Source organism: Geothrix campi (genome assembly GCF_024609265.1).
GTDB classification, from domain to species: domain Bacteria; phylum Acidobacteriota; class Holophagae; order Holophagales; family Holophagaceae; genus Geothrix; species Geothrix campi.
The window spans coordinates 606,352-631,669 of the sequence record NZ_JANHMP010000001.1 but is presented as its reverse complement, the minus strand read 5'-3'; the positions used below and the strand labels follow the sequence as shown (position 1 = coordinate 631,669).

21 protein-coding genes and 1 tRNA gene are annotated in these 25,318 nt (G+C 66.0%); 18 read left to right on the top strand and 4 right to left on the bottom strand.

All coding sequences use genetic code 11. From position 1 onward, the window contains the following. Window positions 1–53: 53 nt before the first annotated feature. On the bottom strand, window positions 54–839 hold the full coding sequence (gene kdsB, locus NOV65_RS03010) for a 3-deoxy-manno-octulosonate cytidylyltransferase (RefSeq protein ID WP_257304164.1): 786 nt from the start codon (window positions 837–839) through the stop codon (window positions 54–56). Between the two features lie 146 nt (window positions 840–985). Here kdsB and NOV65_RS03005 point away from each other — a divergent pair, with 146 nt between their 5' ends. Genes NOV65_RS03005 through NOV65_RS15530 form a run of 7 tightly spaced genes read left to right on the top strand, consistent with a single transcriptional unit; the run spans window position 986 to window position 11,081 of the window. Then, the gene (locus NOV65_RS03005) at window positions 986–3,016 is read left to right on the top strand and encodes a chemotaxis protein CheA (RefSeq protein ID WP_257304163.1); all 2,031 of its coding nucleotides are present in this window, start codon (window positions 986–988) and stop codon (window positions 3,014–3,016) included. Beyond that, window positions 3,009–3,440, top strand: coding sequence for a chemotaxis protein CheW (locus NOV65_RS03000; protein ID WP_257304161.1), 432 nt, complete (start codon window positions 3,009–3,011; stop codon window positions 3,438–3,440). Before NOV65_RS03005 ends, NOV65_RS03000 begins: the two co-directional genes overlap by 8 nt. Before the next feature lie 50 nt (window positions 3,441–3,490). Next, window positions 3,491–4,492, top strand: a complete 1,002-nt coding sequence (locus NOV65_RS02995; RefSeq protein ID WP_257304158.1) for a beta-ketoacyl-ACP synthase III — start codon at window positions 3,491–3,493, stop codon at window positions 4,490–4,492. A 16-nt stretch (window positions 4,493–4,508) separates the two neighbouring features. Beyond that, the gene (locus NOV65_RS02990) at window positions 4,509–5,051 is read left to right on the top strand and encodes an RsmD family RNA methyltransferase (protein ID WP_257304156.1); all 543 of its coding nucleotides are present in this window, start codon (window positions 4,509–4,511) and stop codon (window positions 5,049–5,051) included. Beyond that, a complete protein-coding gene (locus NOV65_RS02985) occupies window positions 5,002–7,551 on the top strand; it encodes a methyl-accepting chemotaxis protein (RefSeq protein WP_257304154.1) in 2,550 nt (849 codons plus the stop codon). Before NOV65_RS02990 ends, NOV65_RS02985 begins: the two co-directional genes overlap by 50 nt. A 45-nt stretch (window positions 7,552–7,596) precedes the next feature. Further along, entirely contained in the window at window positions 7,597–9,267 is a 1,671-nt protein-coding gene (locus tag NOV65_RS02980) for a sensor histidine kinase (protein WP_257304152.1), read from the top strand. Continuing rightward, a complete protein-coding gene (locus NOV65_RS15530; protein ID WP_257304148.1) occupies window positions 9,264–11,081 on the top strand; it encodes a response regulator in 1,818 nt (605 codons plus the stop codon). Before NOV65_RS02980 ends, NOV65_RS15530 begins: the two co-directional genes overlap by 4 nt. Here the strand turns inward: NOV65_RS15530 and NOV65_RS02970 are convergent. Further along, window positions 11,062–11,772: a CoA transferase subunit A gene (locus NOV65_RS02970; RefSeq protein WP_425250835.1), complete on the bottom strand. Its 711-nt coding sequence runs from the start codon at window positions 11,770–11,772 to the stop codon at window positions 11,062–11,064. The genes NOV65_RS15530 and NOV65_RS02970 overlap by 20 nt on opposite strands. 82 nt (window positions 11,773–11,854) lie before the next feature. On the opposite strand from NOV65_RS02970, the gene NOV65_RS02965 reads away from it, so the two are divergent. From NOV65_RS02965 to NOV65_RS02925, 9 genes are all read left to right on the top strand, one after another. Continuing rightward, on the top strand, window positions 11,855–12,928 hold the full coding sequence (locus NOV65_RS02965; protein ID WP_257304143.1) for a TolB family protein: 1,074 nt from the start codon (window positions 11,855–11,857) through the stop codon (window positions 12,926–12,928). Then, on the top strand, window positions 12,925–13,476 hold the full coding sequence (locus tag NOV65_RS02960; RefSeq protein ID WP_257304141.1) for a D-glycero-alpha-D-manno-heptose-1,7-bisphosphate 7-phosphatase: 552 nt from the start codon (window positions 12,925–12,927) through the stop codon (window positions 13,474–13,476). Before NOV65_RS02965 ends, NOV65_RS02960 begins: the two co-directional genes overlap by 4 nt. Beyond that, window positions 13,473–14,213 (top strand): DNA/RNA nuclease SfsA, encoded by a 741-nt coding sequence (gene sfsA / locus NOV65_RS02955; protein WP_257304140.1) that lies wholly within the window; start codon window positions 13,473–13,475, stop codon window positions 14,211–14,213. The genes NOV65_RS02960 and sfsA overlap by 4 nt, the downstream gene beginning before the upstream one ends. 26 nt (window positions 14,214–14,239) lie before the next feature. Further along, window positions 14,240–15,355, top strand: coding sequence for a glycine cleavage system aminomethyltransferase GcvT (gene gcvT, locus NOV65_RS02950; protein WP_257304138.1), 1,116 nt, complete (start codon window positions 14,240–14,242; stop codon window positions 15,353–15,355). Between the two features lie 49 nt (window positions 15,356–15,404). Then, complete coding sequence (gene gcvH / locus NOV65_RS02945; protein WP_257304136.1) at window positions 15,405–15,791, top strand: glycine cleavage system protein GcvH; 387 nt, start codon at window positions 15,405–15,407, stop codon at window positions 15,789–15,791. 4 nt (window positions 15,792–15,795) lie between these two features. Further along, complete coding sequence (locus tag NOV65_RS02940) at window positions 15,796–17,775, top strand: LysM peptidoglycan-binding domain-containing protein (RefSeq protein WP_257304134.1); 1,980 nt, start codon at window positions 15,796–15,798, stop codon at window positions 17,773–17,775. 50 nt (window positions 17,776–17,825) lie between these two features. Continuing rightward, a tRNA-Ala gene (locus NOV65_RS02935) sits at window positions 17,826–17,901 on the top strand. 53 nt (window positions 17,902–17,954) lie between these two features. Continuing rightward, the gene (abc-f, locus tag NOV65_RS02930; RefSeq protein WP_257304132.1) at window positions 17,955–19,946 is read left to right on the top strand and encodes a ribosomal protection-like ABC-F family protein; all 1,992 of its coding nucleotides are present in this window, start codon (window positions 17,955–17,957) and stop codon (window positions 19,944–19,946) included. 35 nt (window positions 19,947–19,981) lie between these two features. Continuing rightward, window positions 19,982–20,791 (top strand): SDR family oxidoreductase, encoded by an 810-nt coding sequence (locus NOV65_RS02925; RefSeq protein WP_257304130.1) that lies wholly within the window; start codon window positions 19,982–19,984, stop codon window positions 20,789–20,791. On the opposite strand, the gene NOV65_RS02920 is transcribed toward NOV65_RS02925, so the two are convergent. Then, window positions 20,788–22,191, bottom strand: a complete 1,404-nt coding sequence (locus NOV65_RS02920) for an aldehyde dehydrogenase family protein (protein ID WP_257304128.1) — start codon at window positions 22,189–22,191, stop codon at window positions 20,788–20,790. The two genes, NOV65_RS02925 and NOV65_RS02920, sit on opposite strands and share 4 nt — an antisense overlap. A gap of 35 nt (window positions 22,192–22,226) precedes the next feature. Beyond that, entirely contained in the window at window positions 22,227–23,597 is a 1,371-nt protein-coding gene (locus NOV65_RS02915) for a tryptophanase (RefSeq protein WP_257304127.1), read from the bottom strand. Window positions 23,598–23,706: 109 nt separating this feature from the next. Between NOV65_RS02915 and NOV65_RS02910 the strand changes: the two genes are divergently transcribed. Together NOV65_RS02910 and NOV65_RS02905 are read left to right on the top strand one after the other, a co-directional pair. Beyond that, on the top strand, window positions 23,707–24,501 hold the full coding sequence (locus NOV65_RS02910) for a type III pantothenate kinase (RefSeq protein WP_257304125.1): 795 nt from the start codon (window positions 23,707–23,709) through the stop codon (window positions 24,499–24,501). A gap of 1 nt (window position 24,502) precedes the next feature. Beyond that, window positions 24,503–25,183 (top strand): biotin--[acetyl-CoA-carboxylase] ligase, encoded by a 681-nt coding sequence (locus NOV65_RS02905; protein ID WP_257304124.1) that lies wholly within the window; start codon window positions 24,503–24,505, stop codon window positions 25,181–25,183. The last annotated feature ends 135 nt before the right edge of the window (window positions 25,184–25,318 follow it).

Genomic DNA, 25,318 nt, shown 5'->3' with positions numbered 1-25,318 from the left:
ACGGGCGTAGGGCCGCGCTTCGAGTCTACCGCGCCTGGATCACTCAGAGCGCCCTAGCGCGCCAGTCCCCGCTCCCGCAGCAGGGCCTCGGCCGCGGCCACGTCGGCCGGCACATCCACGCCCAGGCTCAGGAAGGGTGTGTCCGCCACCCCGATGGGGATGCCGGCGGCCAGGGCCCGCAGCTGCTCCAGCATCTCCAGTTGCTCCAGGGGATGAGGCGGCAGCTTGGTAAAGGCCCGGAGGGTGTCCGGCCGGTAGGCGTAGAGGCCCAGATGGCGCTTGAAGTGGGAAAGCTGTTCCGGCTTCATCCAGGGGCGGAAGTCGGGCTCGAAGATCGAGGAATGGCGCAAGTAGGGGATGGGGCTGCGGCTGAAGTAGAGGGCCCGGCGATGATCGTCCACCACCACCTTCACGGCGTTGGGATTGAACAGCTCGTCCGCGTGGGCGAAGGGGCAGGCGGCGGTGCCCATGGGCAGGCCCGCCTGGTCCCGCATGAGAGCCACCACGGCAGCGACAGTCTCTGGGTGCATGGCAGGTTCATCGCCCTGGATGTTCAGGACGCAGTCAAAGGGCTCCCCAAGGGCGGCCAGGGCAGCCGCAGTGCGGTCCGTGCCAGAGGGCAGGGCGGGGTCCGTCATTACAGCCTCGCCTCCGAAACCATGCACAGTGCTAGCAATGCGATCGTCGTCCGTGGCCACCACCACCCGGTCCACGCCCTGGGCCCGCCTGGCCGCCTCGAAAACCCACTGGATCATGGGCTTTCCGGCGATGAGGGCCAGCGGTTTGCCGGGGAAACGGGAAGCCTGGAAGCGGGAGGGGAGGACGGCAAGGGTGCGCATGGGGCCTAGTGTAAAGCAGGCCGGGATCCGGAGCCGGGAGGGAGAGCTTCCTGAGGCAGCGCGGGCGACCTCAAGGATCCCTGCCTCCAGACTCCAGACTCCAGACTCCAGACGCTGGTGCCGATGTCGTGTCATCGGGAGTTCTCTTGGAGCCATCCTTCGACGATGTCTGGGCGGAATGCGAGGACCTGTTCGCACAGGCCCGGGAGCAGCTGACGACGCTGAAGACGCCCCAGCCCGCCCACGTGATCCAGGCTTCGGTGAACGCGCTCTTCCGCACGACCCATACCCTCAAGGGCATGGCGGGGATGCTCGGGTTCCCCCGGTTCAGCCAGGCCGCCCATCGCATGGAAGACATCTTCGATCTGATGCGCCAGGGTCGCCTGCGCTCCACGGATTCGCTGATCGAGACCCTCGAATCCGGCATCCAGGCCCTGGAATCAGGTCTGGCGGGCCTCCGGCGTGGGCAGCCGGAGCCGGACGACTACCTGCATGCCCTCCGGCGTCGACTTGGCGAATTGGAGGCACTGGCCCGGCCTCCGGAGGGTGCGGTCCTCGACCTCACTTCGTTGCTGGACCTTCCGCCGGACGTGCTGAAGGCACTGTCCGAATACGAGCGGACCCGGGTGACTGCGGTGCTCCTGGCGGGCATCCCCATCCATGGAATCCGTGTACGTCTGGACCTCCGCACCTTCGACGAACGGCTCCGAGCCCTCAGCGAGGCGGCCGGAGCCCAGGGCGAACTCATCTCGACCCTGCCCCTGGAGGCCCCCGAGGACCAGGAAGAGCTCTGCTTCCTTCTGCTGATCGCGGCCCAGGTCCTGGAGATCCAGGGCCTGGGAGCCCTTCCGGGGGAGGGCCTGGAGGTCCTCGAACTGGCCGATCCGGAACGGATCCCGGCCAGCCTGAGGTCTGAACCCATCGCGTTGTCCGCTCCGGCACCGGCCACCGAAGCCCCACAGCCTTCCCTGCCGGCCGGGGTGGCCAGCCAGGATGTCGAGGTTCTGAGGCTGCCGGCCCAGCGGGTGGAGGAGCTGGAGGCCCGCCTCATGGCCGTTGCGCAAGTGAGGGATTCCGCCAGTCAGGTCCTGCGGCAGCTTCAGGGCGCAGGGGGCGATCGGCCGCTGGTCATGATGGGTGAGATGGAGACCGGGCTGTTGGAGGTCCAGAAGTCCCTGCTCCAGATGCGCATGGTGAAGGTCGAAAGCCTGTTCCGGCGGATCGAGCCCATGGTGAAGGCCCTCAGTCGCGACATGGGGAAGCCGGTGCGTCTCTCCTTCCAGGGGGGGGACCTGGAACTCGAGCGAAGCCTGCTCGGGCGCCTCACAGATCCCTTTCTCCACCTCGTCCGGAACGCCCTCGACCACGGCCTTGAAGGCTCTTCGGAGCGCTTGGCCCAGGGCAAGGCTGAAACAGGCTCTCTGAAGATCTCGGCCTCCCAGCGGGGCCGGAACCTCCGGTTCGACATCCGGGATGATGGGCGTGGGTTCGACCTGGCCCGGATCGAAGCCCGTGGCATCGCCATGGGGCTGCTCAAGGCGGGGCAGGCCCACTCCTCCGAGGACCTGCACCGGCTGACCTTGGAACCGGGCTTTTCCACGCAGGAACGGGCTTCCCAGATTTCCGGCCGGGGGGTGGGGATGGACGTGGTCCGCTCCGAAGTGGAGGGGATGGGCGGGGAGATCCAGATCAGCAGCGAACTGAATAGGGGAAGCCTGGTACGCCTGAGCCTCCCGTTGTCCCGTGCCGTGGTCGGCTGTCTGAAGGTGCGCTGCGGTCACCAGGACTTCGGGATCCCCCTCAGCCACGTGCTCCGGATCCAGGCGAGCCCCGCAGGGCTCACCGGAGGCAGCCGGGTCGAGGTGCTGGGGGAGGACCTGCCCATGGAATCGCTCCAGGCCTGCCTCGGACTACCTGAGCCGGCCGGGGGCCAGCGTCTCCTCGTGGTGCTCCGCCAGCAGGGCGCCACCGTCAATGCCAGTTTGGAGATCGCGCTGGGCGTGGACGAGGTGGTGGGGCGTGCCGACCTCCTGCTGCGCAGCCTGCCGGAACTGGCCCATGCGCCGGGGATCATGGGAGGCAGCCTCCAGGAACAGGGCATCCTGTGGGTGCTGGATCCAGAGGCCGTGATGGGCCTGGCCATGGATTCCCTCATGCGGCGGGTGGCCGGTGTCTGAGACCCTCCTCCTGCTCCATGCCCGCGCCGCCGGACGCGAAATCCTGCTGCCCGTGTCCGACCTCCGCGAGGTGGTGGCCTCCACCGCGGTGACGCCCCTGCCCGGCGGGCCTCCGGGCATCCAGGGCGTGGTCCTCCATCAGGGGGAATTCCTTCCTGTTCTGGACTGGACCGCGATCCAGGGCTGTCCGGCCCGGTTGGAGCCCACCGTGGCGATAGCCGTCCTGCGGCCCCGGCTGGGTCTTCCCCTCGAGGGGTTGACCGGCACGGTGGCAGCCCCGGTGGAGGGTTGGCTTGATTCCGTGGAAGGGGATCCCTGGGGCCCCATCTTGGCGGGGCTCTGCAGGATCGGAGACCGGGACCTGCATCTGCTGGACCCGGATCGGCTTCTGGCCATGCTGCACCGCCTCCGGAAGGGTCGCTGACGGGCCGGGCTGTCCATGCGATGATGATGGTTTCTTGCCCGGAGGCTCTCTTGAATCGTCGCCTTGCCGCCCCCGTCGGAATCACGGCCACTGGGCAATGTTTTCCCCCCAAGGTAGTCACCAACGACGATCTTTCCAAGATCATGGAAACCAACGACGAGTGGATCCGGACCCGCACGGGCATCCGGGAGCGTCGCTGGGTCGAGCCTGGCACCGGTGCTTCCCAGCTGGGGGCCCCGGCCCTTCAGATGGCCTTGGACAACCGCGGCATCAAGGCTTCGGAACTGGACCTGATCCTGGTCACCACTGTGACCCCCGACACCCTGTTCCCGGCCACGGCCTGTCGCATCCAGGACATGGTGGGCGCCACCAACGCCTTTGGCTTCGATCTGAACGCCGCCTGTTCGGGCTTCCTGTACGCCCTGACGACCGCCTCCAGCCTGGTGGCCTCGGGCGCCGTCCGCCGGGTGGGCGTGGTGGGCGTGGACATCATGTCCACGATCATCAACCTCGAGGACCGGGCCACATCCGTGCTGTTCGGCGATGGCGCCGGCGCCGTGATCGTGGAAAAGGTGGAGGAAGGCCTCGGCCTGCTGGACTTCGAGCACAAGGTGGACGGATCCGGAGGCTGCTTCCTCTTCATGCCCGCCGGCGGCTCCCTGAAGCCGGCCACGGCCGAAACCGTTGCCGCCAAGGAACACTACATCCATCAGGCCGGCAGCGAGGTCTTCAAGAACGCCGTGCGCGAGATGGCCGATAACAGCAAGCTGCTCCTGGATCGCAACGGCTTCCGCGGCAGCGACCTGAAGCTCTTCGTGCCCCATCAGGCCAACATCCGCATCATGGATGCCGCCGCCAAGCGGTTGGAGCTCGATCCCACCCGGATGATGGTGAACATCGACCGCTACGCCAACACCACCACGGCCACCATTCCCACGGCTCTCCATCAGGCCGTGGAGGCCAAGCGCGTGGAGAAGGGCGATCTGGTGGTGCTGTCCGCCTTCGGGGCCGGCTTCACCTGGGGCTCGACGCTGCTGCGCTGGGCCTACTGATCCGGCGCCAGGCGCCATGCGGATCATTGCCGGAACCCTGAAGGGACGTCGGCTTGTGGCGCCACCGCCGGGGGACCTGCGGGTGCGGCCGACTTCGGATCGGGCCCGCGAGGCCCTGTTCTCCATCCTCCAGCGCTGGCCCTCTGGTCCCTTCCTGGACCTGTGTGCCGGCACCGGGGCCGTGGGGCTCGAGGCCCATTCCCGAGGGTACGGGCCGGTGACCTGCGTGGAGGCCTCCGAACCTGGATGGTCCTGCCTGACCTTGAATGCCAAAGGCACGGGGATCAACACGATGCAGACCGACCTGCGGCGCCTGCCGGAGGATGCATTCCGGGATCAGGCCGTGGTGTTCCTGGATCCGCCCTACGACCAGGCCGGGGCCTTGTGGGACCGGATGGCCACCCGGTTGAGGTCCTGGATCGCCCCCGGGGGAGTCCTCGTCTTCGAGACAGATCGGCGGACCGGGCTGGAATTACAGGACGGCTGGGTTTTGGCCGAAACACGCGAATATGGCGCAGCCCGATTTCATCTCTGGACCCCGACCCGAACTCAAGGTTGAGGTACCCGCCCAGCTGGACCCGGCGGTCCTGGAACTGGTGCTCACGCGCCTCCGAAGAGGCACGGGGCTCGTCTGGCTCTCGGCCTTCACGGTGGGCTTCGTCCTGTTCTGGTTCGCAGCCCCGGCCGATTTCCATCTCTCCTTCGGGGGGATGGCGGCCGCGCTGGCTTTGCTGGGGCTGGCTGCCGGGGTTTCCATGCTCCAAATTCGGCCCTTGGGCCGGACCCTGGCTGGCGGGACCCTCGGACCGGATCTCTACCGATTTTTGACCCGCTTCCCGCAAACCTCATCCCTGCTGTTCTTCTACCTGGGGGTCTGCCTGAGCGCAGGAGCCTACCCCTGGGAGAAGCTCTACTTGGGCCAGAGCATCCTGGTGAGTTCGGTCACGGTGGCCATGTTTCTGGTGTTGGCCGCCCTGGCGGCCATCAGCCAGTATTTCCTGGCCAAGCAGAACCTGATGAAGGTCTACCGGCTCCTGGCGGGCCAGCCCGGGTTCACCGAGTCGCAAACCCGCTTTGCCACCAGCCTGCGGGCCAAGTTCGGTTTCGGCATCCTGGCCATGACAGGCGGAGTGCTCATGCTCTCCATCCTGGTGTCGGGACTCACACTCCAGTCCTCCATCCGCACCAAAGTCACGAGTTATGCCACGAACGAGCTTGCCAACCTGGCTGACTCCGTGGCCTTCGTGCAGGAGATGAACACAACGCCAGAGGACCTTGATGCCTTCATGGGGACCCTGAAGCTGGGGGCAGGCGGAGGCATCTCACTCCAGCTTCCGGTGAGCAAGGGCGGGCGACTGCTCGGGTCCCGCCTCCAGGCCGGTGGAGCCGGGGACATCGTCGTGGTGCAACCGCTTCCGGACGGATCGAAGCTCAGGGCGGTGATCCCCGAAGCGGAATACGCGGACGCCATCTGGAAGGCGTTGCGCCCCAACCTGGCCATCCTGGCGCTGGCCGGGATCTTCCTGATCTATTTCATCCAGTTGATCCTCCGCGACGTCCAGCAGCCGCTGCTGCTGCTCAGCCGCAATGCCAAGCGGGTCGGGGAAGGGCGCATCGATACGCTGGAACTGGTCTACAGCGACGATGAGGTGGCCTCCCTGGTCCAGGGTTTTGGCCGCATGGTGGGCAGCCTGCGTGGGATGGTGGTCCAGATCCGCGCGGCCAGCCGCGACCTGGCCCGGGCTTCGAGCGCGATCCGGGAATCCGCCGACGGGGTCCGCCAATCCAGCCATGGTCAGCGCGAGCTGATCGAGTCGTTCCACGAGGAGATCAACGAGCTGACCGACACCTCCATCAGCATCAGCGCGAGTTCCATGGAACTGAGCCTGGCCTCGGAGAACACCAACGCGACCATCGTGCAGATGGCCGCCAGCGTGCAGCAGATCAACCAGAGCATGGACGAGCTGCTGCTGGTGGTGGAGGGGATCACTTCCGCCATCCGCGATTTCGACATCTCCATCAAGAACGTCGCCAAGAACGTGGACCATCTCGCCGATCACGCCGAGCACACCCGGGAGTTCGCGGAGAACCTGGAGCAGAGCACCTCCGCCATCGACGACAACGTGAAGATCGCGCAGCGCTATGCCAAGAACGTGATCCACACTGTCGCCCGGGGCATGGAACTGGTGGCCCGGAACCGGGACAAGATCCAGGTCATCGACCGGGTCGTCCAGGATTTCCATGCCACCACCCGCACCCTGCTCCAGTTGGGGACGGACATCGCCAAGATCCTCGACTACATCGGGGATCATGCCCAGCAGACGAACCTGCTCGCCCTGAATGCGGCCATCATCGCCTCGCAGAGCGGCACGGCCGGGGACGGCCAGGCCAAGGGTTTCTCGGTGGTGGCCGATGAGATCAAGCAGCTCGCCGAGCAGACCGGGCGCTCCACTCAGGAGATCCAGCAGATCATCGGCACGCTCCAGGCCGAGATCCGGAAGGCCTATCAGCAGGTGGAGACGGGGATCGATGCCGTGCGGGATGGGGCTGAGTCCGTGGGCCAGAGCGAGGAGGCCCTCCAGGCGATCCTCGAATCCGTGGGCGGGATGGACCGGGTGGTGGAAAGCATCCTCAGCGAGACTCTCCAGCAGGGCGGCCAGGCCAGCCTCATCCACGAGGCGAACCGCAATATCCACCACCAGGTGGAGACCATCCGCTCGGTCATCGAAGAGCAGCAACAGACCAGCAATTACATCCTGTCACTGGCCATGAACGTCCAGCAGGCCACCAGCGTGGTCCGCGATTCCACCCGGGAACAGAGTGCCGGCAGCGATGAGATCGCCAGGGCCACCGAACAGGTCCGGGCCCTGGCCAGCAGCCTCCACGAGATCCTGGCCCGGCAGGAGAATCATGTGCTGTCCCTGAAGGAGACCATGAACCGGGTGCTCGGCAAGGCCGTGGAGAGCGAGCATGCCATCGAGGCCTCCAGCGGGGCCGTGGAGCAATTGGGCGTCCAAGTCCACATGCTCAACCGGGAAGTGAACCTCTTCAAGCTGTAACCCCGCTACCTGCTAGGCTGGAAGCCGCATCCCGGGCCCTCCTGCATGTATCGTCTGTCCATCAAGACCAAGCTGAGCGCTGTCATCAGCATCCTGGTCCTCTCGTTCATCGCCTTCAACCTGTTGTACTACCCGCGTTGGGTGGAACAGCAGATCCGCACCCAGGCTGAATTGAGCGCGCGCCAGGTGGCTGAGACGGCGAGCTATGCGCTGGGTCCGGCGGTGAGTACAGGCAACACCCGGGACATCGCCAAGGTGCTCCAGGGCGTCCAGAACATCCCCTCCTTCCGGTTCAGCGCCGTCTATGGCTCCAACGGGGAAGCGCTGGACAGCACCCCCACCACCCCGGAATGGGCCACGGGCCAGGTCCTGCAGGATGGCATCTCGCACACGTACACCCGCCGGGAAAGCAGCATGCTGGTGGCCGTGGCGCCGGTCTTCTACGAGGAGCCCCGCGCCGATCAGGTGGGCACGCTGGTCCTCGGTTTCACCACCGAGGGGACCCAGCGGGCCGTCCGCGAGAACATCCGCGCCAGCCTGGCCGTGGGCCTGGTAACCCTGGTGCTCGGCATTGGCGTGGCGGTCTTCCTGTCGAACCGCTACCTTCGCCCGGTGATCCAACTCACGGAGGCGGCCCAGAAGGTGGCCCAGGGCCATCTGGAGACGGTCTCCGTGAAGGTCTACACACGGGATGAGATCCAGGACCTGAGCCAATCCTTCGAAGTCATGACCGACAAGTTGCGGGTCTCACGGGATGAGATCGAGCGCCAGAATCGCCTGCTGGAGTACCGGGTCCAGGAGCGCACCCGCCAGCTCATGGAGACCATCTGGGAGCTGGAGGAGATCCGGGCCAATCTCGAACAGCTCGTCCAGGAGCGCACCCGCGGTCTCGAGCAGAGCCGGGTGGAACTCAGGGCCTGGGCCAGCACCCTGGAGGAGAAGGTGCAGGAGAAGACCCAGGAACTGCGCGAACTGAATGACAGCCTGCTCACCAGCTACCAGAAGCTGAAGGAGGTGGACCGCATGAAGGATGAGTTCCTGGCGAACGTGAGCCACGAGCTGCGGACTCCACTGAACTCCATCATCGGCTTCTCGGGGATGCTCATGCAGGATCCAGGCGGGCATATGGGCGCAGAAGCAAAAGAGGATCTAAGGATCATTTATCAAAATGGTCGTTCCCTCCTGGGGCTCATCGACTCGATCCTGGACCTCTCCAAGATCGAGGCGGGCAAGATGGACCTGGAACTGGAGGAGGTGGATCCCGTGGTGCTGCTGGATGAGGTGAAAGCCATGGCGGCGGGTCTGGTCCAGGACCGCGCCATCCACCTCGAATACGAGCGCCCCGACGGTCCGGTCCGGGTCATGGGCGACCCGGACAGGCTCAGGCAGGTCTTCACCAATCTCGTGGGCAACGCCATCAAGTTCACGGAGAGCGGGTCCGTGCGCATCGCCGCAGAAGCCACGGCGGGGCGGTTCCTGGTCCGAATCGAAGATACGGGCATCGGTATGACCGAGGAGGATCTGAGCCGTCTGTTCAAGCCTTTCCAGCAGGTGGACGGAAGCATTTCCCGGCGCTTCGGCGGAACTGGCCTGGGGCTGGCCATCAGCCAGCGGTTCATGGGGCTGATGAACGGTCGCATCAGTGCCACCAGCCGGAAGGGCGTAGGCAGCGCCTTCGTGGTGGAGATGCCCCTTGTATCCGGAGGAGATGCGTGAGCAGCGCTCAGAAGATCCTCTGCATCGAGGACAACGCCATGAACTGGCGGCTGGTCCAGCGGCTCCTCTCGCAGGCCGGCTTCGAACCGCACTGGGCGGACGATGGGCTCAAAGGCTATGAACTGGCCCTGCAGCTCAAGCCAGTCCTGATCCTCCTGGACATCAACCTGCCCGGTCTGTCTGGGTTCGAAGTGGCCACCAAGCTCCGCCAGAACCCGGCCATGGATGGCGTTCTGATCGTCGCGCTCACGGCCAAGACCATGCGCAGCGACCGGGAAACCGCCCTGGTGACCGGCTGCGACGGGTTCATCTCCAAGCCCATTGACCCTTTCCTGTTCGTGGGGCAGGTGGAATCCTACCTGGGCGGTCACCGGGACCGGCTTGAACAGGGCCGGGAAGGGGTGGCCCTCCGCCAGTTCACGCATCAGGTGGTGGAACACCTTGAAACCCAGCTCCGGGAGGCCCAGGAGGGCAACCGGAAACTTCTGGAGGCCCAGGTGGCGCTGGAGCAGCGCAGCCATCACCTCTCCAGGCTGCTCGACCTCAGCAAGGACACCATCCCCGTCCGGGATCCCGACGAGATCCTGTCGCGCGTGCTCGGCCAGCTGCGGGAGGAACTGCGCCTCGACCATCTGAGCGCCTACCGTCTCCACACGAGCGGTGCCTATTTCGAGGGGCGGACCTGGACCCCTGGCGGTTTCATGGAAGCTCCGGTGCTGCCCGGGGAGCAGGCGCTTGTCTCCGGGGCGGAGGCCCTTCCCCGGGGAGCGGTGCTCGTGAATGCGGAACTCCGCCAGACCGACGTCTGGGAGCAGGGGATCGACTTGGGGCTGTGGGATCCGAAAACCCAGGCGATGCTGCTGCCCATGCGCAGCCGTTCAGGCGCAGACCGCTTGCTGGGGTTCCTCGCGGCGGATCGCGCGGGAAGCGTTTTCCAGCCCTTCGAGACGGAACTGGCCGCCCTGTACGCGGGCATCCTGCAGGTGAGTCTGGAGAACGCCGAGCTCATTTCGCACCTGGACGAGACCAGCCGTGCTCTCGGCACCAGCTACGAAGGGCTCGAATCCACCTATGTGGCGCTCAAGGACGCCCAACGCGCCCTGGGCGCCCAGGACCGGAAGACCGCGCTGGGCGGCCTTTTCCTGAAGATGGCCCAGCGGCTCCAGCTACCGGTCCGGACCCTGAAAGAGGAGAGCCACACTCTGTCTATGTACATGGAACGGGCCGATATTCCGCCACCCGAGGAGCGGAAGGTCTGTCACCAGTCCATGGAGTCGGTCCGGCACGCCATCGCCCAGGTGGACGACCTGGTCCGGGCCCTGCTCCGCCGCGCGGGCCAGATTGAGGCCAGTGCCCCCGAGTGGATCCACCTGCACGACCTACTGCGGCAGGAACTCGAGATCTTCCAGGCGGATGGGACCCTGGCCCCGGAATTCCCGGTGGAGCTCAACCTCCAGGCCCCCCGGGACCTGATCTTCGGCGTCTATACGGATTTCTCCGAGTTGCTCGGACACCTCGTGTCCCATGCCCTGGAGGGGGGGGCCAGGCAGATCCACCTGCGCTCCTGGGGCGGGAAGCGGCACTACCGCCTGGAACTGGAGGATGATGGCGGCCCCATCGCCCCCGAGCTCATCGAGCGGGCCTTCGAACCTTTCTCTGGATTGCGGCCCGAAGACCCGCCCCAGGATGCAGGCCGCCGACCCGGTACGGGATTGCCGTCCTGCGCCCACCTCATGGCCGCCTATGGTGGTGTCGTCGAGCTCCTGCCCACGGCGCAGGGATCCATCGTCCGGCTCAACCTTCCGATGGATTGACCCGCGTCACCACCTTCTCGATGCGCTTCTCAAAGGCGGTACCCAGCACCAGCCGGTGAACGAAGATGCCCGGCGTGTGGATGGCATCGGGATCCAGTTCCCCCACTTCGACAATCTCCTCCACCTCGGCGATGCAGACCTTCCCGCAGGTGGCGGCCATGGGGTTGAAGTTCCGGGCGGTCTTCCGGTACACGAGGTTGCCCAGGCGGTCCGCCTTCCAGGCCTTCACCAGGGCGAAGTCCGCGAAGATGCCTGCCTCCATGACGCATTCCCGACCGTGGAACCGCCTGGTTTCCTTGCCCTCGGCCACTTTCGTGCCCGCTCCGGTGGGGGTGAAGAAGGCGGGGATGCCGGCTCCGCCAGCCCGCATGCGCTCGGCCAGCGTGCCCTGGGGCACCAGCTCGACCTCCAGTTCGCCACTGAGGAACTGCCGCGCGAATTCGGCGTTCTCACCGACGTAGCTGCTGACCATCTTGTGGATCTGATGGTTCCTCAGGAGGATGCCCAGCCCGAAATCATCCACCCCGGCGTTGTTGGAGTAGCAGGTGAGGTTCTTCACGCCGGTCTGGGCCAGGGCTGCGATGAGGTGCTCGGGAATGCCGCAGAGGCCGAAACCGCCCACGGCGAGATGGGCTCCTTCGGGGATGTCCTGCACGGCTTCCAGGGCGGTGCTGATGCGCTTGTCGATCATGGGGAGAACCTCGGAACGGCCCAACAGTGTGCCATCTCTGGCATCCTGCTCCAGTCCCTGTTTGAACTGGAAGAAGGCGACCATGAAACGAACGCTGCTTGCCTGCCTCTGCCCGCTGCTCCTCTGGGCCCAACCCGCCTCTCCCGGGCCGGAGGCCCGACCCGCGGCTGGGGATGCGTTGAGGGACACCCGGGAGGTCCACCTGCGAGGTGTGAAAAAGCTCACCAATACCGGTTCAAACGCCGAGGCCTACTGGTCAAACGATGGGAAACGGATCGTCTTCCAGAGCACCCGGGACGGATACCCCTGTGACCAGCTCTACACCATGAACGCGGATGGCACGGATCAGAAGCGGGTCAGCACGGGGAAGGGGCGGGTCACTTGCGGCTGGTTCCTGCCCGGCGACCGGGAGATTCTCTACGCCAGCACCCATGGGGACGGGCCTGAATGTCCCCCGGCGCCGCCCTTCACGCCCGGGAAGTACCAGTGGCCGGTCTTCCAGGGCTTCGACCTTTACATCGTCCCCGCCGCTGGCGGCGAGCCGAAGGCATTCCTGCCCTCGCCGGGCTATGATGCCGAAGCCACAGTCGCGCCCAACGGGCGGTGGATCGTCTTCACCAGTGAGCGGGGCGGCGATGTGGACCTCTGGCGGGTGGACCTCAATGGGAAGCACCTGCTGCGCCTGACCAACGGGGTGGGTTATGACGGGGGCGGCGTGTTCAGCCCGGATTCGAAGCTCATCGCCTGGCGCACGAACTACCCCAAGGGCGAGGTCGCCACGGCCAAATACCGGGACCTGCTGAGGCAGCACCTGGTCGAGCCCATGGAGATGGACATCTGGGTGATGAATGCCGATGGCAGCGGCAAGCGCCAGGTCACCCGACTGCCCGGCGCGGCCTTCGCCCCCATCTTCACTCCGGACGGCAAGGGCCTCGTCTTCGCCACGAACCATCACGACAACCAGGGCAAGGGGCGGGGCTTCGATCTGTTCAGGGTCAACCTGGATGGCACCGGACTCGAGCGGATCACCTGGACCGGCCTCTTCAACTCCTTCCCCCATTTCAGCCCGGACGGGAAGAAGCTGCTCTGGGTGAGCGGTCGGAACCCACGGGGATCCCGCCAGTTCGATGTGTGCGTGGCGGAGTGGCTCCCATGAGGCCCGCGGTCTTTCTCGATCGCGACGGCACCCTCAACGAGGAGGTGGATTACCTCAGCGACCCGGATCGCCTCGTGATGATCCCCGGCGCCGCTTCAGCCGTGGCCCGGCTCAACGCCCGGGGCATTCCCGTGGTGGTGGTGTCCAACCAGAGCGGCATCGGGCGGGGGAAGTACGGGTGGCAGGATTTTGCCGCCGTCATGAGCAGGATGGGAACGCTGTTGGCTCTTGAGAACGCCAGGATCGACGCGGTGTATGCCTCGCCGCACCACGAGAAGGGGCAGGGGGACTACGCCGTGGCGGACCATCCGGACCGCAAGCCGAATCCAGGCATGCTGATCAGGGCGGCCGCAGAGCACGATCTCGACCTGGCGAATTCCTGGATGGTGGGGGACAAGGCCATTGATCTGGACGCCGGGCGCCGCGCCGGTTGCAGGGTGGCCCTGGTCCGCACGGGCTACGGGTCCGAGGTGGATGGATCGGCGGCGGACCTGGTGGCGGCGGATCTGCCGGAGGCTGTGGACCGCATCCTGGCCCAGTGGCCATGATCCTGATCGAGAAGTCCGGCCTGGTCCCGGGCACGCTGCTCCTTCGCTATAAGCGGTTCCTGGCGGATGTGCGACTCGAGGATGGTTCCATCGTCACCGCCCACACCACCAATACCGGCAGCATGAAGACCTGCTGGGAGCCTGGCGACCGGGTGCTGCTGGAGCCTTCGGCCAACCCGGACCGGAAGCTGAAGTTCACCTGGCTGGTCGTGGAACGCCCCGGCGGGTGGGTGGGGGTGGAGACAGGCATGCCGAATCGCGTGGTGGCGGAGGCCGCGCGGCGGGATGCGCTTCCGGGCCTTCCGGGGTTGCGCGAAGTGCGCACCGAAGTGAAATACGGTGCGGAGAACAGCCGCATCGACGTGTTGGCCCTGGATGAGGAGGGGCGCCAGGTATTCATCGAGGTGAAGAACACCACACTGAAGGACGGGCCCTGGGCCCTGTTTCCGGATGCGGTCACCGCGCGCGGCACGAAACACCTGCGTGAGCTGCAGGCCATGGTGCGCGAGGGGCATCGGGCGGCCATCGCGCTGTTCGTGCATCGGACCGATGTGGACCGATTCGATGCGGCCCGGGGAATCGACTCGGCCTACGCGGCGGAGTTGGATCGGGCAGCGGAGACCGGCGTCATCGTCCTACCCCTGGCTGTGCGTCTTGTCACAAGACGGGAACCAGGCGGTCTGTGGAGCGTGGGCTGGGAATTACCGGGCCTTCTGCCTTGGGTTCCCCGGCGATAGACTGGGGCTTCGCACTGGAGATTCGCATGTCCACTTCCGCCACAGAGCTGATGAAGACGCCGCTGAACGCGGCCCACCGGGCCCTCAACGCCAAGATGGTCGATTTCGGCGGCTGGGACATGCCCGTGCAGTACCCGGCGGGAATCCTGGCCGAACATGAGGCAGTGCGCACCAAGGCCGGCCTCTTCGACGTGAGCCACATGGGTGAGATCCGCGTGAAGGGCCCCGGCGCCCTGGCCCTCGTCGAGCACCTGACCCCCAACGCCGTCTCGAAGCTGGCCATCGGCCAGGTCCACTACACGGCCTTTCTTTACGAGAACGGCACCTTCGTGGACGACCTGCTGGTCTACCGCGAGGGCGAGCAGGAGTTCCTGCTGGTCGTGAACGCGGGCAATTCCGACAAGGATTTCGCCTGGGTGCAGCAGAACGCCAAGGGCTTCGACTGCACGGTGGTGAACGAAAGCCCCATCACCGGCCAGATCGCCCTACAGGGCCCGCTGTCCGTGGGCATCCTCCAGCCTCTGACGAAGACCCCGCTGGAGCCCATCGGCTACTACTTCTTCACCCATGGCGAGGTGGCCGGGATCAAGTGCCTCATCAGCCGCACTGGCTACACCGGTGAGGATGGCTTCGAGCTCTACTGCGCAACGGGAGATACCGAGCGACTCTGGAACGCGGTTCTGGCGGCCGGTGGATCCCATGGCCTGCTGCCCGCCGGCCTGGGCTGCCGCAATACGCTGCGCCTGGAATGCAAGATGGCCCTCTATGGTCATGAGATCGACGACACCATCCATGCGCTGGAGGCCGGGCTCGGCTGGATCGTAAAGCTGGACAAGGGCGATTTCATCGGTCGCGAGGCCCTGCTCGCCGCCAAGGCCGCCCCCGCGCCGCGCAAGCTGGTGGGCTTCAAGACCCTGGAGAAGCGCGACATCGCCCGCGATCACATGCCGGTGGTACAAGACGGCAAGCAGATCGGCTTCGTCACCAGCGCCGCGCCCTCGCCTACCTGCGGTATCAACCTCGGCCTGGCCTATGTCCCCACGGAGCTGGCCAAGACCGGCGGTCGCTTCCAGATCGAGATCCGCGGCCGGGCCGTGGACGCCGAGATCATCCCCACGCCGTTCTACAAGCGGCAGAAGTAGCCACCATTCGTCAGCTCTCAGTCAACAAGCGACACAACCTGGAGGATCCATGTTCCCTGCCGACCTGAAGTACACCAAGGACCACGAATGGCTGAAGCCTGCCGGTGATGGCACCGCGCTGGTGGGGATCACCCACTATGCGCAGGACGCCCTGGGCGATGTGGTGTTCGTGGATCTGCCCGAAGCCGGCGCGGCTTTCGGCCAGGGCGAGGAATTCGGCACCGTGGAATCCGTGAAGACCGTCTCAGAGCTGAACATGCCCTCCGCCGGTGAGGTTCTCGAAGTGAACGCCGCCCTGGCGGATCATCCGGAAGCCGTGAACGAGGATCCCTATGGCAAGGGCTGGATGGTCAAGATCAAGCTGACTGGTGCTCTGGCCGGCGACCTTCTGGACGCCGCCGCCTACGAAGCCCTGGTGAGTGCGGAAAGCCACTAGGCTCATGCCGCTGCCGCTTCTGACAGCCCTGCTCTGGGGGACGGTGCCGGTCCTGGGACCCCCACCGTCCCCCCAGCCCCAGGTCGTGGTCGCCCCTGCCCGGGCGCTCGAGTCGGATGCGGCCCGGCTGGCCCGCTTGCGATCCCTCGTGGAGGCTGCGGAGCAGGCTCTGGAGGCGGAAGATGAAGATACGGCCGAGGCCAGGGCCGACGAGGCCGATGTCCTCACTGCCGACTGGTCGCCGGAACTGCTCCGGAGGCTGGAGGTGCAGGACCTGCTCCAGCGGCTGAAGGAGGTCCAGGAGCAACTCTCGGCGGAGGCGCCGGAGGCTCCAGGCGAAGCGGAACCGGGCCTGAAAGCTGCCGAAGAGGTCATCTCCCTCAGTGGCGAGGAACTCCGGAGCGAACTGGAGAAGGTCCGAGTGGCAGAGCAGGGTGCCACCTACGATTTCCCCATCGACCTGAATGACAAGGTGCTCACCTGGGTGAGCCTCTTCACGACCACCAAGCGCGGCTTCATGGAAAACGCCCTGGGCCGGGCATCGGTCTACATGCCCATGATCCGGCAGGTCTTCGCCGAAGAGGGCGTGCCACAGGATCTGGCCTACCTGGCCGTCATCGAATCGGGCTTCCGCAACGAGGCCAAGAGCCGCGCCAAGGCCGTAGGCATGTGGCAGTTCATCCGCTCCACAGGCCGCATCTACGGATTGACCGGGAACGCCTGGATCGAAGAGCGGCGGGATCCCGTCAAGTCGGCCCGGGCGGCGGCCCGCTACCTGAAGCGTCTCTACGAGATCTCGGGCGATTGGTACCTGGCGGCGTCCGGCTACAACGCTGGGCCACTTACGCTGGAGCGTGCCATCCAGAACATCGGCACCCGGAACTTCTGGGATCTGGCCCGGTCCCGGTGGCTGCGCACCGAGACCAAGAACTACGTGCCCGAACTCTGCGCGGCGATCCTGGTCGGGCGTAACCCCGGGCGGTACGGCCTGAACATCGTGCCCCTGGCGCCATATGTCTACGAGACGGTGACTGTGCCCACCATGACCAGCCTCACGGTGCTGGCGCGCTGTGCCGGGACCGATTCCGCCACGTTGAAGGCCCTGAATCCGGAGCTGCTGAGAGGTTCCACGCCCCCGGGCAGCTACACCCTCCGGGTGCCCCCGGGCAAGGCACTGGAGTGCCTGCGTCAGCTCGCCCGCATGCCCGCCGGCAAACGGCTGGACTTCCAGCACTACACCGTACGGAAGGGTGACACCCTCGCCAAAGTCGCGAAGCGCTTCAGGTTGGCGCCGGAGGACTTGCTGGATGCCAACGACATCTCCGCGAGACAGTTCAAGCCCGGGAAGCGCCTGCTGGTGCCGCCTGCCCCCAGTCTCGCTCTGGATGCCCGCGATCTCGCGCCCCGCATCGAGCGGGTGAAGCTGCTGGGGGATCGCCCCCTGGAACCGCTGCCGGTCGTCCCCGTCGATCCTGGCCCGGGGGGAGCCTCCACGCCCACTGCTCCAGGTGCTCCGGGAACCGGGATTGCGGGGGCATCGCCCGTACCGGTGGTTGCGGAAACCACGCGGCCAGCCCCAGCGACTCATGAACCATCCATTGCGGCCAAGGTGAATCCGCCTGTCGCGCCGGTGGCCACGCGTGATCCAGACCAGGAAGGTGCCACCTACCGCGCCAGGGCCGGTGACACGCTCGCCAAGATCGCAAGGGCGAGGCGGATCCCTCTCGGCCAGTTGCTGCGCCTGAATCCAGAGGCCGCGAAGGCGCTGCATCCTGGAGACCTGGTCCAGCTGCCGGGTTTCGCCTCTGCTGAAGTCCCGAAGGGCGCCGCGGCCGCGCCACGGTCCCATGTGGTCCGGCGGGGGGAGACTCTCGCCGCCATCGGCCGCCTGTACGGTCTGGATCCCAAGGATCTCAAAGCCTGGAACCGGATGAAGGGCGACCGCATCCAGGCCGGCCAACGGCTGCGCTTGACGCCTCGATGATCTGTGCTTGCAGAAGCTGAAAAGGAGTGTGATACTGGGTCTTCCCGATTGGGGCCATAGCTCAGCTGGGAGAGCGCTTGCATGGCATGCAAGAGGTCGTCGGTTCGATCCCGATTGGCTCCACCAAACAGAAGGCCACCGCAAGGTGGCCTTCTTGCTGAACACTGAAAGCTCCGGACATGCTCGCATCCCTCAACCATGTGGATCTTCGCTTCGGCCCCCAAGAGGTGCTGAAGGATGTCACCTGGGCCATCCAGGAGGGCGAGTGCTGGGGTGTCATCGGCCGCAACGGCGCCGGCAAGAGCACGGTTTTCAAATTGTTGCTGGGCGAGCTGGAAGCCGATGGCGGCACCGTGGTGCGGCCCACGAAGGAACGCGGCATTCGCATGGGCCACTACGCCCAGGATCTCATCCCCGAGACGCAGGGCAGCGTGCTGGAGGAGGCCCTGGCGGCCTTCGGCGACGTGGAGCGCCTGCAGCATGAGATGCGGGCGCTGGAGCACCGCATGGGTGAACCCGGCGCAGACCTTGACGAAGTGATGGAGCGCTACCAGAGGGTGACCGAAACCTTCGAGCACATGGATGGCTTCACCATCCGTGCACGGGCGGAAAGCATCCTCCAGGCTCTGGGCTTCGGCCCCGCGGACTTCGAGCGCCCGGTGGAGACTCTGTCGGGTGGCCAGAAGAGCCGCGTCATGCTGGCCAAGGCCATCCTCCAGGGCCAGGACCTGCTGCTGCTGGACGAGCCAACCAACCACCTGGACCTGCCCAGCCTGCGTTGGCTGGAGGCCTTCATCCAGGACACCGACGCCACCGTGGCCGTCATCAGCCATGATCGCTACTTCCTGGACAAGATCGCCACCGAGATCCTGGAGCTGGAGCTGGGCCGCTCGCGGGCCTACGACGGCAACTATTCCGAGTTCATGGAGAAGAAGGAACAGGAACTCGAGCTGCTGGAGCGGCATTACGAGCAGCAGCAGGCCTACATCAAGAATCAGGAAGAGTACATCCGCCGGAATATCGCGGGCCAGAACACCAAGCAGGCCCGCGGCCGCCGTACGCACCTCGCCAAGCTCGACCGCATCCAGAAGCCCCTGAAGGACCGGCGGAAAGTGAAGTTCACCTTTCCCGAGACCCAACGCAGCGGCGACGTGGCGCTGGTGCTGGAGAACGCCAGTGTGGGCTGGGGTGGGAAACCGCTCTACGCCCCCCTGGAGCAGCTCCAGATCAAGCGCGGCCAGAAGATGGGTATCGTGGGCCTCAATGGCACCGGCAAGTCCACCCTGCTGAAGGCCATCTCCGAAGAGATCCCCTTCATCACGGGCCGGGCCCGCCTGGGCAGCCAGGTGAAGCTGGGCTACTTCGATCAGCACCACCGGAACCTGGATCCCCGCAACACCGTGTTCCAGCAGATCCACGCCGTGAATCCCCAGGCCCTCAAGCAGGACGTGCTGGGCTTCCTGGCCAAGTTCCAGTTCCGCGGGGATGAGGTGGACAAGCCCGTGACGGCCCTCTCCGGCGGCGAGCGCGCGCGCCTCAGCATCGCCACCCTCATCCGCCACGGCGTGAACCTGCTGTTGCTGGACGAACCCACCAACCACATGGACATCCCCAGCATGGAAGCCATGGAGGACACCATCCTCAGCTTCACGGGGGCGGCTATCGTCGTGACCCACGATCGCTACCTGCTGGGTCGCGTGGCAGACTCGCTGCTGCGCATCCACGAGGGCAAGGCCGAGTTCCGCGAAGGCGGCTACGAGGACCACCAGGCCTGGGTGGATCTGGATCTGAGCGCCGACGATGATGCCGGCAGCCCGGAACCCGAGACTCCCCGAAAATCCCCTTCGTCCCAGGCGAAGCCCGGCCCGGCGGCGAAGCCTCAGGGCCCTTCCACCGCGCCGAGCCAGCCTCCCAAGCCCCGACCCATCGACAAGGACAAGCAGCGGGCCGTGAAGCGTTTCGAGAAGCAAGTGGCCGAAGCGGAGGCCCACGTTTCCGACCTGGAGGCGAAGCTGGCGGATCTCCAGAAGGAAATGGCCGCTATGGATCCCGCCGACTGGCAGGCCTTCAGCACTAAACTGGACGCCCAGAAGACGCTGGAAGCGGACCTGGCCTACGCCATGAGTGACTGGGAAGCGGCCCAGGGCGCGCTGGAGGAGGCGCAGCGCTGAGGGGCTGGTAGCATCGGGGAACCCCCGAGGTTCCCATGACCGATTTCCGCGGCGCCCACGTCCTCATCACCGGTGCGGCCAGTGGCCTGGGCCGTCTCATGGCCCTGGAGGCGGTCCAGCGAGGGGCCCGCGTGAGCCTCCTGGACCGGGATGCCAAAGGCCTGACCGAGGTCTGTGAGGCCATCCAGGGGGGGAAGGGCGGTGCCGGGGGCTTCGTGGTGGATCTCTCCGATCGCGCGGCCCTGCAGGCCACCTGCGCCGAGGTGCTGGCCCAACGCGGGGGCGTGGACATCCTCATCAACAACGCCGGCATCGTCTCTGGCAAGACCCTGCTGGAATGCAGCGACGACGCCATCGAGCGTACTTTCCAGGTGAACACCCTGGCCAGCTTCTGGACCGTGCGGGCCTTCCTGCCGGGTATGCTGGCGGTGGGGAAGGGCCACATCGTCACAGTGGCGTCCGCTGCTGGTCTGGCGGGCACGTCGCGGCTGGTGGACTACGCTTCTTCGAAGTTCGCGGCCGTGGGTTTCGACGAATCCCTGCGCATGGAACTGAAGCGCCTGGGCAGTCCCGTGCGGACCACCGTGGTGTGCCCCTTCTTCATCGACACGGGCATGTTCGAGGGGGTGAAGACCCGATTCGCCTGGTTGCTGCCCATCCTCAAGCCGGACTATGTGGTACGGCGCATCATGAGGGCCATCGCGGGGAACCGCTCGCGGCTGATCATGCCCCGTTTCGTGATGACCGTTCCCGTGATCCGAGTGCTGCCACCCTTCCTGTTTGACGCCGTGCTGGGCTTCTTCGGAGTAAACCGCAGCATGGACGAGTTCGTGGGCCGGCACTAGAAGTAGCGCAGCGTCAGGTCGATCATCCGCCGCACGAAGCCGGTGTAGGGCGGGTACATGAGCTGGATGGCGGAAAAGCGGGTGCGCTGGCGCAGGATGCCGCGGGCGTTGGAGAAGGCCTCGAAGCCGTGCCGGCCGTGGGCCTTGCCGAAGCCGGAGGTGTTCACGCCGCCGGTGGGCAGACCGGTGTGGGCGAAGTGCAGCACCGTGTCATTGATGCAGGTTCCCCCCGCGGTGGTTCGGGCGATGAGGCTCTCGGCGGTCCGGCGGCTGCCGCTGAAGACGTAGAGAGCCAGGGGTTTGGGACGCGCATTCACGAAGGCCACAGCATCGGCCATGTCCCTGACCTTCAGGACCGGCAGGAGGGGGCCGAAGATCTCCTCCTGCATGACCGGCGAGGCCGGGTCCACCCCGGTCAGGATCGTCGGTTCGATGTAGCGCGAGGCCGCATCCGTGGCTCCGCCGAAGGCGATCTGGGCGGCGGAGCCGCTCAGCAGCGACTGGAGCCGCGTGAAGTGCCTGTCGTTGATGATGCGGGCGAGATCAGGGCTGGCCTGGCGAGCCTCTGGGGTGACGCCGTAGAAGGCCGTGAAGGCCTGCTTCAGCTCCTCCACCAGGTGGTCGTGGATCCGTTCGTGCACCAGCACGTAGTCCGGAGCCACACAGGTCTGGCCACCGTTGAGGCCCTTGCCCCAGGCGATCTTCCGGGCGGTCTCGCGCAGGTTGGCGTCCGCGTCCACGAGCACCGGCGACTTGCCGCCCAGCTCCAGCGTCACCGAAGCCAGATGCTCCGCGGCGGCCTTCATGACCACCTTGCCCACGGCGGGGCTGCCCGTGAAGAAGACATGATCGAAGGGCAGGGCCAGGAGGGCCTGGGCCGTGTCGGCCTCCCCTTCCACCAGGGCCGCCTCCTCCTCCGGGAAGAGCCCCGCCAGCAGCTTCCGAAGGAATGCGTTGGTGTGCGGCGTGAACTCCGAGGGCTTGAGGATGGCGCAGTTGCCGGCGGCGATGGCCGATACCAGGGGCCCGAGCGTCAAGTAGATGGGGTAGTTCCAAGGGCTGACGATGAGCACCACGCCCTTGGGTTCATGGCGGATGGTGCCAGCACTGCCGAAGAGGCCGATGGGCGTCGGAACCCGCCGCGGCTTCATCCAGCGGCGCAGGTGCCGCAGGGCCTCCTTGATCTCGGAGATGACGGGATAGAGCTCTGTGAGATCGACTTCCTCCGGCGCTTTCCGGAAGTCCTCGACCAGGGCTGCCTGGGCCTCGCCCCGGTGGGCCATGAGGGCCTCCAGGAGGGCCCTGAGCTTGGCCTTGCGTTGGTCGGCAGACGTCGCCGCCACCCGCCAGCGGGCAGCCTGCTGGCGGGCGAAGAGAGCTTCCAGCGGGGTGGCGGTCATGGGCGGTCCTGAGGGAGGTTCCGCCCATCATAGCCCTACGCCCAGGCCATCTCGGCAGTGAAATGCCGCAGGTACTTGCTCTGCTTGACGATACGGACGCCGCGGATCTCCTTGGCCTTGGCCTTCACCTCGGCGATGACCTCGGCCGCGAAGTCGAAGTGGCTCTGGGTATACATGCGGCGGGGGAAGGCCAGGCGCACCAGCTCCATGCTGTGGTAGGTCTCGGTGCCGTCGTCCAGGTGCTTGCCGAACATGACGGAGCCGATCTCCACGCCCCGGATGCCGCCTTCCAGGTAGAGGGCGTTGCAGAGCGCCCAGGCCGGGTACTGCGAGATGGGCATATCCGGCAGCACGGTCTTGGCGTCGATGTAGACGGCATGGCCACCAGTGGGCTTCACGAAGCCCACGCCCGCCGCCTCCAGCTTCTCACCCAGGTACTCGGCGGTGCGCAGGCGGTAGCGGAGGTAATCCTCGTGCATCCCCTCCTCCAGGCCCACGGCCATGGCCTCCAGGTCCCGCCCAGCCAGGCCGCCGTAGGTGGGGAAGCCCTCGGTGAGGATGAGCATGTTGCGGACGGGGTCGAGCCACTCGTCGCTGCGCAGCATGATGAAGCCGCCCATGTTCACCAGGGCGTCCTTCTTGGCGCTCATGGTGCAGCCATCGGCATAGCTGAACATCTCCTGGCAGATGGCCTTGATCGAGGTGTCCTGGTAGCCGTCCTCCCGGAGCTTGATGAACATGGCGTTCTCCGCGAAGCGGCAGACGTCCATGATGAAGGGCTTGCCGTATGCCTTGAGGAGCGCGGCGTAGGCGCGGATGTTGGCCATGGAGACGGGCTGGCCGCCACCGGTGTTGTTGGTCACGGTGATCATGCCGAAGGGGATGCGGTGACCTTCCTTCTTGAGCACCTCCTCCACGCGGGCGAGATCGATGTTGCCCTTGAAGGGATGGATGAGGCTGGGCTGCAGTCCCTCGGGGATCACCAGGTCCACGGCTTCGACACCGTTGTATTCCAGGTTGGCGCGGGTGGTGTCGAAGTGGCAGTTGTTGGGCACCAGATCGCCCTGTTTGCACACGGCCGTGAAGAGCACCTTCTCGGCAGCACGACCCTGGTGGGTGGGGACGAAGTGGGCCATGCCCGTGATGTCCTTAAGCACCGCCTCCAGGCGGAAGAAGCTGCGGGCGCCGGCGTAGCTTTCATCGCCGACCATGATGGCGCCCCACTGGGCCGAGCTCATGGCGCCCGTGCCGGAATCGGTCAGCCAATCCAGCAGCACGTCCTCGGCCCTCAGTTTGAAGACGTTCAACTTGGCGGACTCCAGCATTTCCAGGCGCTCCTGCGGGCTGGTCATGCGGATGGGCTCCACGGACTTGATGCGGAACGGCTCGATCATGGTGCGGGGCATGGGGGACTCCAGGCGAAAAGCCAAGGGTATCGGAGCCGGCCGGAATGGGCATCACAAGGGGGTGGCGGGCCGGGCCTTGGCAGGCGATCCTGGAACGCTCGGAGTGTGCATGAGTCTTCTGTTGGCCGTCGATGTGGGCAACACCAACGTGGTGCTGGGAATCTACGATCTGTCAAAAGGACCGGACTCGCCCCTCGTCTGCTCCTGGCGCCTGGCCACCAGCCGCGAACGCACCGTGGACGAGTACGGCGTCTCCGCTCTGGCGCTCATGCGCCATCAGGGCATCGAAGCCAGCCAGATCAAGCACGTCGCCATCTCCTGCGTGGTGCCACCCCTCCATCCCATCCTCATGAGCCTGGCTTCGATCTACTTCGGCGTGGAGGCCTTCTACGTCGAGCCCGGCGTCAAGACCGGCGTGAAGGTCCTCATCGACAACCCGGCGGAGCTGGGTGCGGATCGGCTGGTGAACGCCGTGGCGGCCATCGAGGCCTACGGGGCGCCCATCATCGTCGTGGACTTCGGCACCGCCACCACCTTCGATGTGGTCAACGCCAAGCGGGAGTACCTGGGCGGCCTCATCTGCCCGGGCCTGAAGATCAGCGCTGACGCCCTCTTCCAGCGGGCCAGCCGCCTGCCGCGGGTGGAAGTGGCCGAGCCCGACCGTCTGGTGGGCCGCAACACCGTCCAGGCCATGCAGGCGGGCATCTTCTACGGCTACGTGGGCATGGTGGACGGCATCCTGGAGCGTCTGCTGGCGGACATCCCGGAGGCCAAGGTGGTGTCCACGGGCGGCCTCGCGAGGGTGATCGGTCCCCACACCCGTCACATCCGGCTGGAGGCGCCGGACCTTACCCTGGATGGCCTGCGCATCCTCTGGCTCCGCAACCAGGGCAGCCGGAAGTAGCATGACCCTGCCTCTGATCCACCTGGCCGAGGTGGATTCCACCCAGGCCTTCCTGCGCCGGAATCCCCACCTGGGTTTCTGCGCGGTACTGGCCGATTGCCAAACTGAGGGCCGCGGTCGCCAGGGCAACCGCTGGGAAAGCGCCGCCGGCGCCGGACTCTGGCTGTCCGCGATGCTGCCTGCGCCCTCTGGCGTGGCCCCTGGCGTGGTGCTCCAGCGCGCCATGACCGCGGCCGCTTCCGTGCTGGATCCAGAAGGGGAGGCTCTCGGGTTGAAGTGGCCCAACGACCTCGTGGCATGGAAGGCCAGCCGCCTGGTGAAGGTGGGCGGCATCCTGGGCGAGCAGATCGGCGGGCGCCTCATCCTGGGCCTGGGCGTGAACCTCGCCAAGGCACCCGACCTTCCCGACCGGTCCATCCCCCCCGCCTGTCTGGCGGAATTGGGGTTGAGTCACCCTTCCTCTCGTTCATTGGCTACTCATATCACCCAATTGTGGAGTAACTTGGCACAGGATCTTCAACCCCTTTTCCGATGGCCGGAGACGGGGGTCTTCATCCATTGGGAAGACGGGCAGGGCACCTGCCTGGGTTGGGAGCCTGATGGCCGCTTGAAGGTCGCGACCGCAGAGGGGATCCGGCGGCTCAGTGCCGGCGAGATCTCTGGGATGGGCCAAGGGACCTGACCAGCCACCGGAACCACCCGATGGTCGTAGCGGAGGGGTGTGGCCAGGTTTCAAACGCCCAGGTCCGAATTGTGCCTTGAGCATTGATGCTTTCAAGAGCACTGTTTGATTGGTTTTTACGGCCTCCGCCAGGAA

What these genes read in the sequence shown, in the direction of transcription:
- NOV65_RS02915 (WP_257304127.1), bottom strand. Translation starts at nt 23,597, where the DNA reads ATGCCCCGCACCATGATCGAGCCGTTCCGCATCAAGTCCGTGGAGCCC.
- NOV65_RS02905 (WP_257304124.1), top strand. Translation starts at nt 24,503, where the DNA reads ATGACCCTGCCTCTGATCCACCTGGCCGAGGTGGATTCCACCCAGGCC.
- NOV65_RS02970 (WP_425250835.1), bottom strand. Translation starts at nt 11,772, where the DNA reads ATGATCGACAAGCGCATCAGCACCGCCCTGGAAGCCGTGCAGGACATC.
- NOV65_RS02965 (WP_257304143.1), top strand. Translation starts at nt 11,855, where the DNA reads ATGAAACGAACGCTGCTTGCCTGCCTCTGCCCGCTGCTCCTCTGGGCC.
- abc-f (WP_257304132.1), top strand. Translation starts at nt 17,955, where the DNA reads ATGCTCGCATCCCTCAACCATGTGGATCTTCGCTTCGGCCCCCAAGAG.
- NOV65_RS02990 (WP_257304156.1), top strand. Translation starts at nt 4,509, where the DNA reads ATGCGGATCATTGCCGGAACCCTGAAGGGACGTCGGCTTGTGGCGCCA.
- NOV65_RS02980 (WP_257304152.1), top strand. Translation starts at nt 7,597, where the DNA reads ATGTATCGTCTGTCCATCAAGACCAAGCTGAGCGCTGTCATCAGCATC.
- NOV65_RS02940 (WP_257304134.1), top strand. Translation starts at nt 15,796, where the DNA reads ATGCCGCTGCCGCTTCTGACAGCCCTGCTCTGGGGGACGGTGCCGGTC.
- NOV65_RS02910 (WP_257304125.1), top strand. Translation starts at nt 23,707, where the DNA reads ATGAGTCTTCTGTTGGCCGTCGATGTGGGCAACACCAACGTGGTGCTG.
- NOV65_RS02925 (WP_257304130.1), top strand. Translation starts at nt 19,982, where the DNA reads ATGACCGATTTCCGCGGCGCCCACGTCCTCATCACCGGTGCGGCCAGT.
- kdsB (WP_257304164.1), bottom strand. Translation starts at nt 839, where the DNA reads ATGCGCACCCTTGCCGTCCTCCCCTCCCGCTTCCAGGCTTCCCGTTTC.
- NOV65_RS02960 (WP_257304141.1), top strand. Translation starts at nt 12,925, where the DNA reads ATGAGGCCCGCGGTCTTTCTCGATCGCGACGGCACCCTCAACGAGGAG.
- gcvH (WP_257304136.1), top strand. Translation starts at nt 15,405, where the DNA reads ATGTTCCCTGCCGACCTGAAGTACACCAAGGACCACGAATGGCTGAAG.
- NOV65_RS02985 (WP_257304154.1), top strand. Translation starts at nt 5,002, where the DNA reads ATGGCGCAGCCCGATTTCATCTCTGGACCCCGACCCGAACTCAAGGTT.
- NOV65_RS02920 (WP_257304128.1), bottom strand. Translation starts at nt 22,191, where the DNA reads ATGACCGCCACCCCGCTGGAAGCTCTCTTCGCCCGCCAGCAGGCTGCC.
- sfsA (WP_257304140.1), top strand. Translation starts at nt 13,473, where the DNA reads ATGATCCTGATCGAGAAGTCCGGCCTGGTCCCGGGCACGCTGCTCCTT.
- gcvT (WP_257304138.1), top strand. Translation starts at nt 14,240, where the DNA reads ATGTCCACTTCCGCCACAGAGCTGATGAAGACGCCGCTGAACGCGGCC.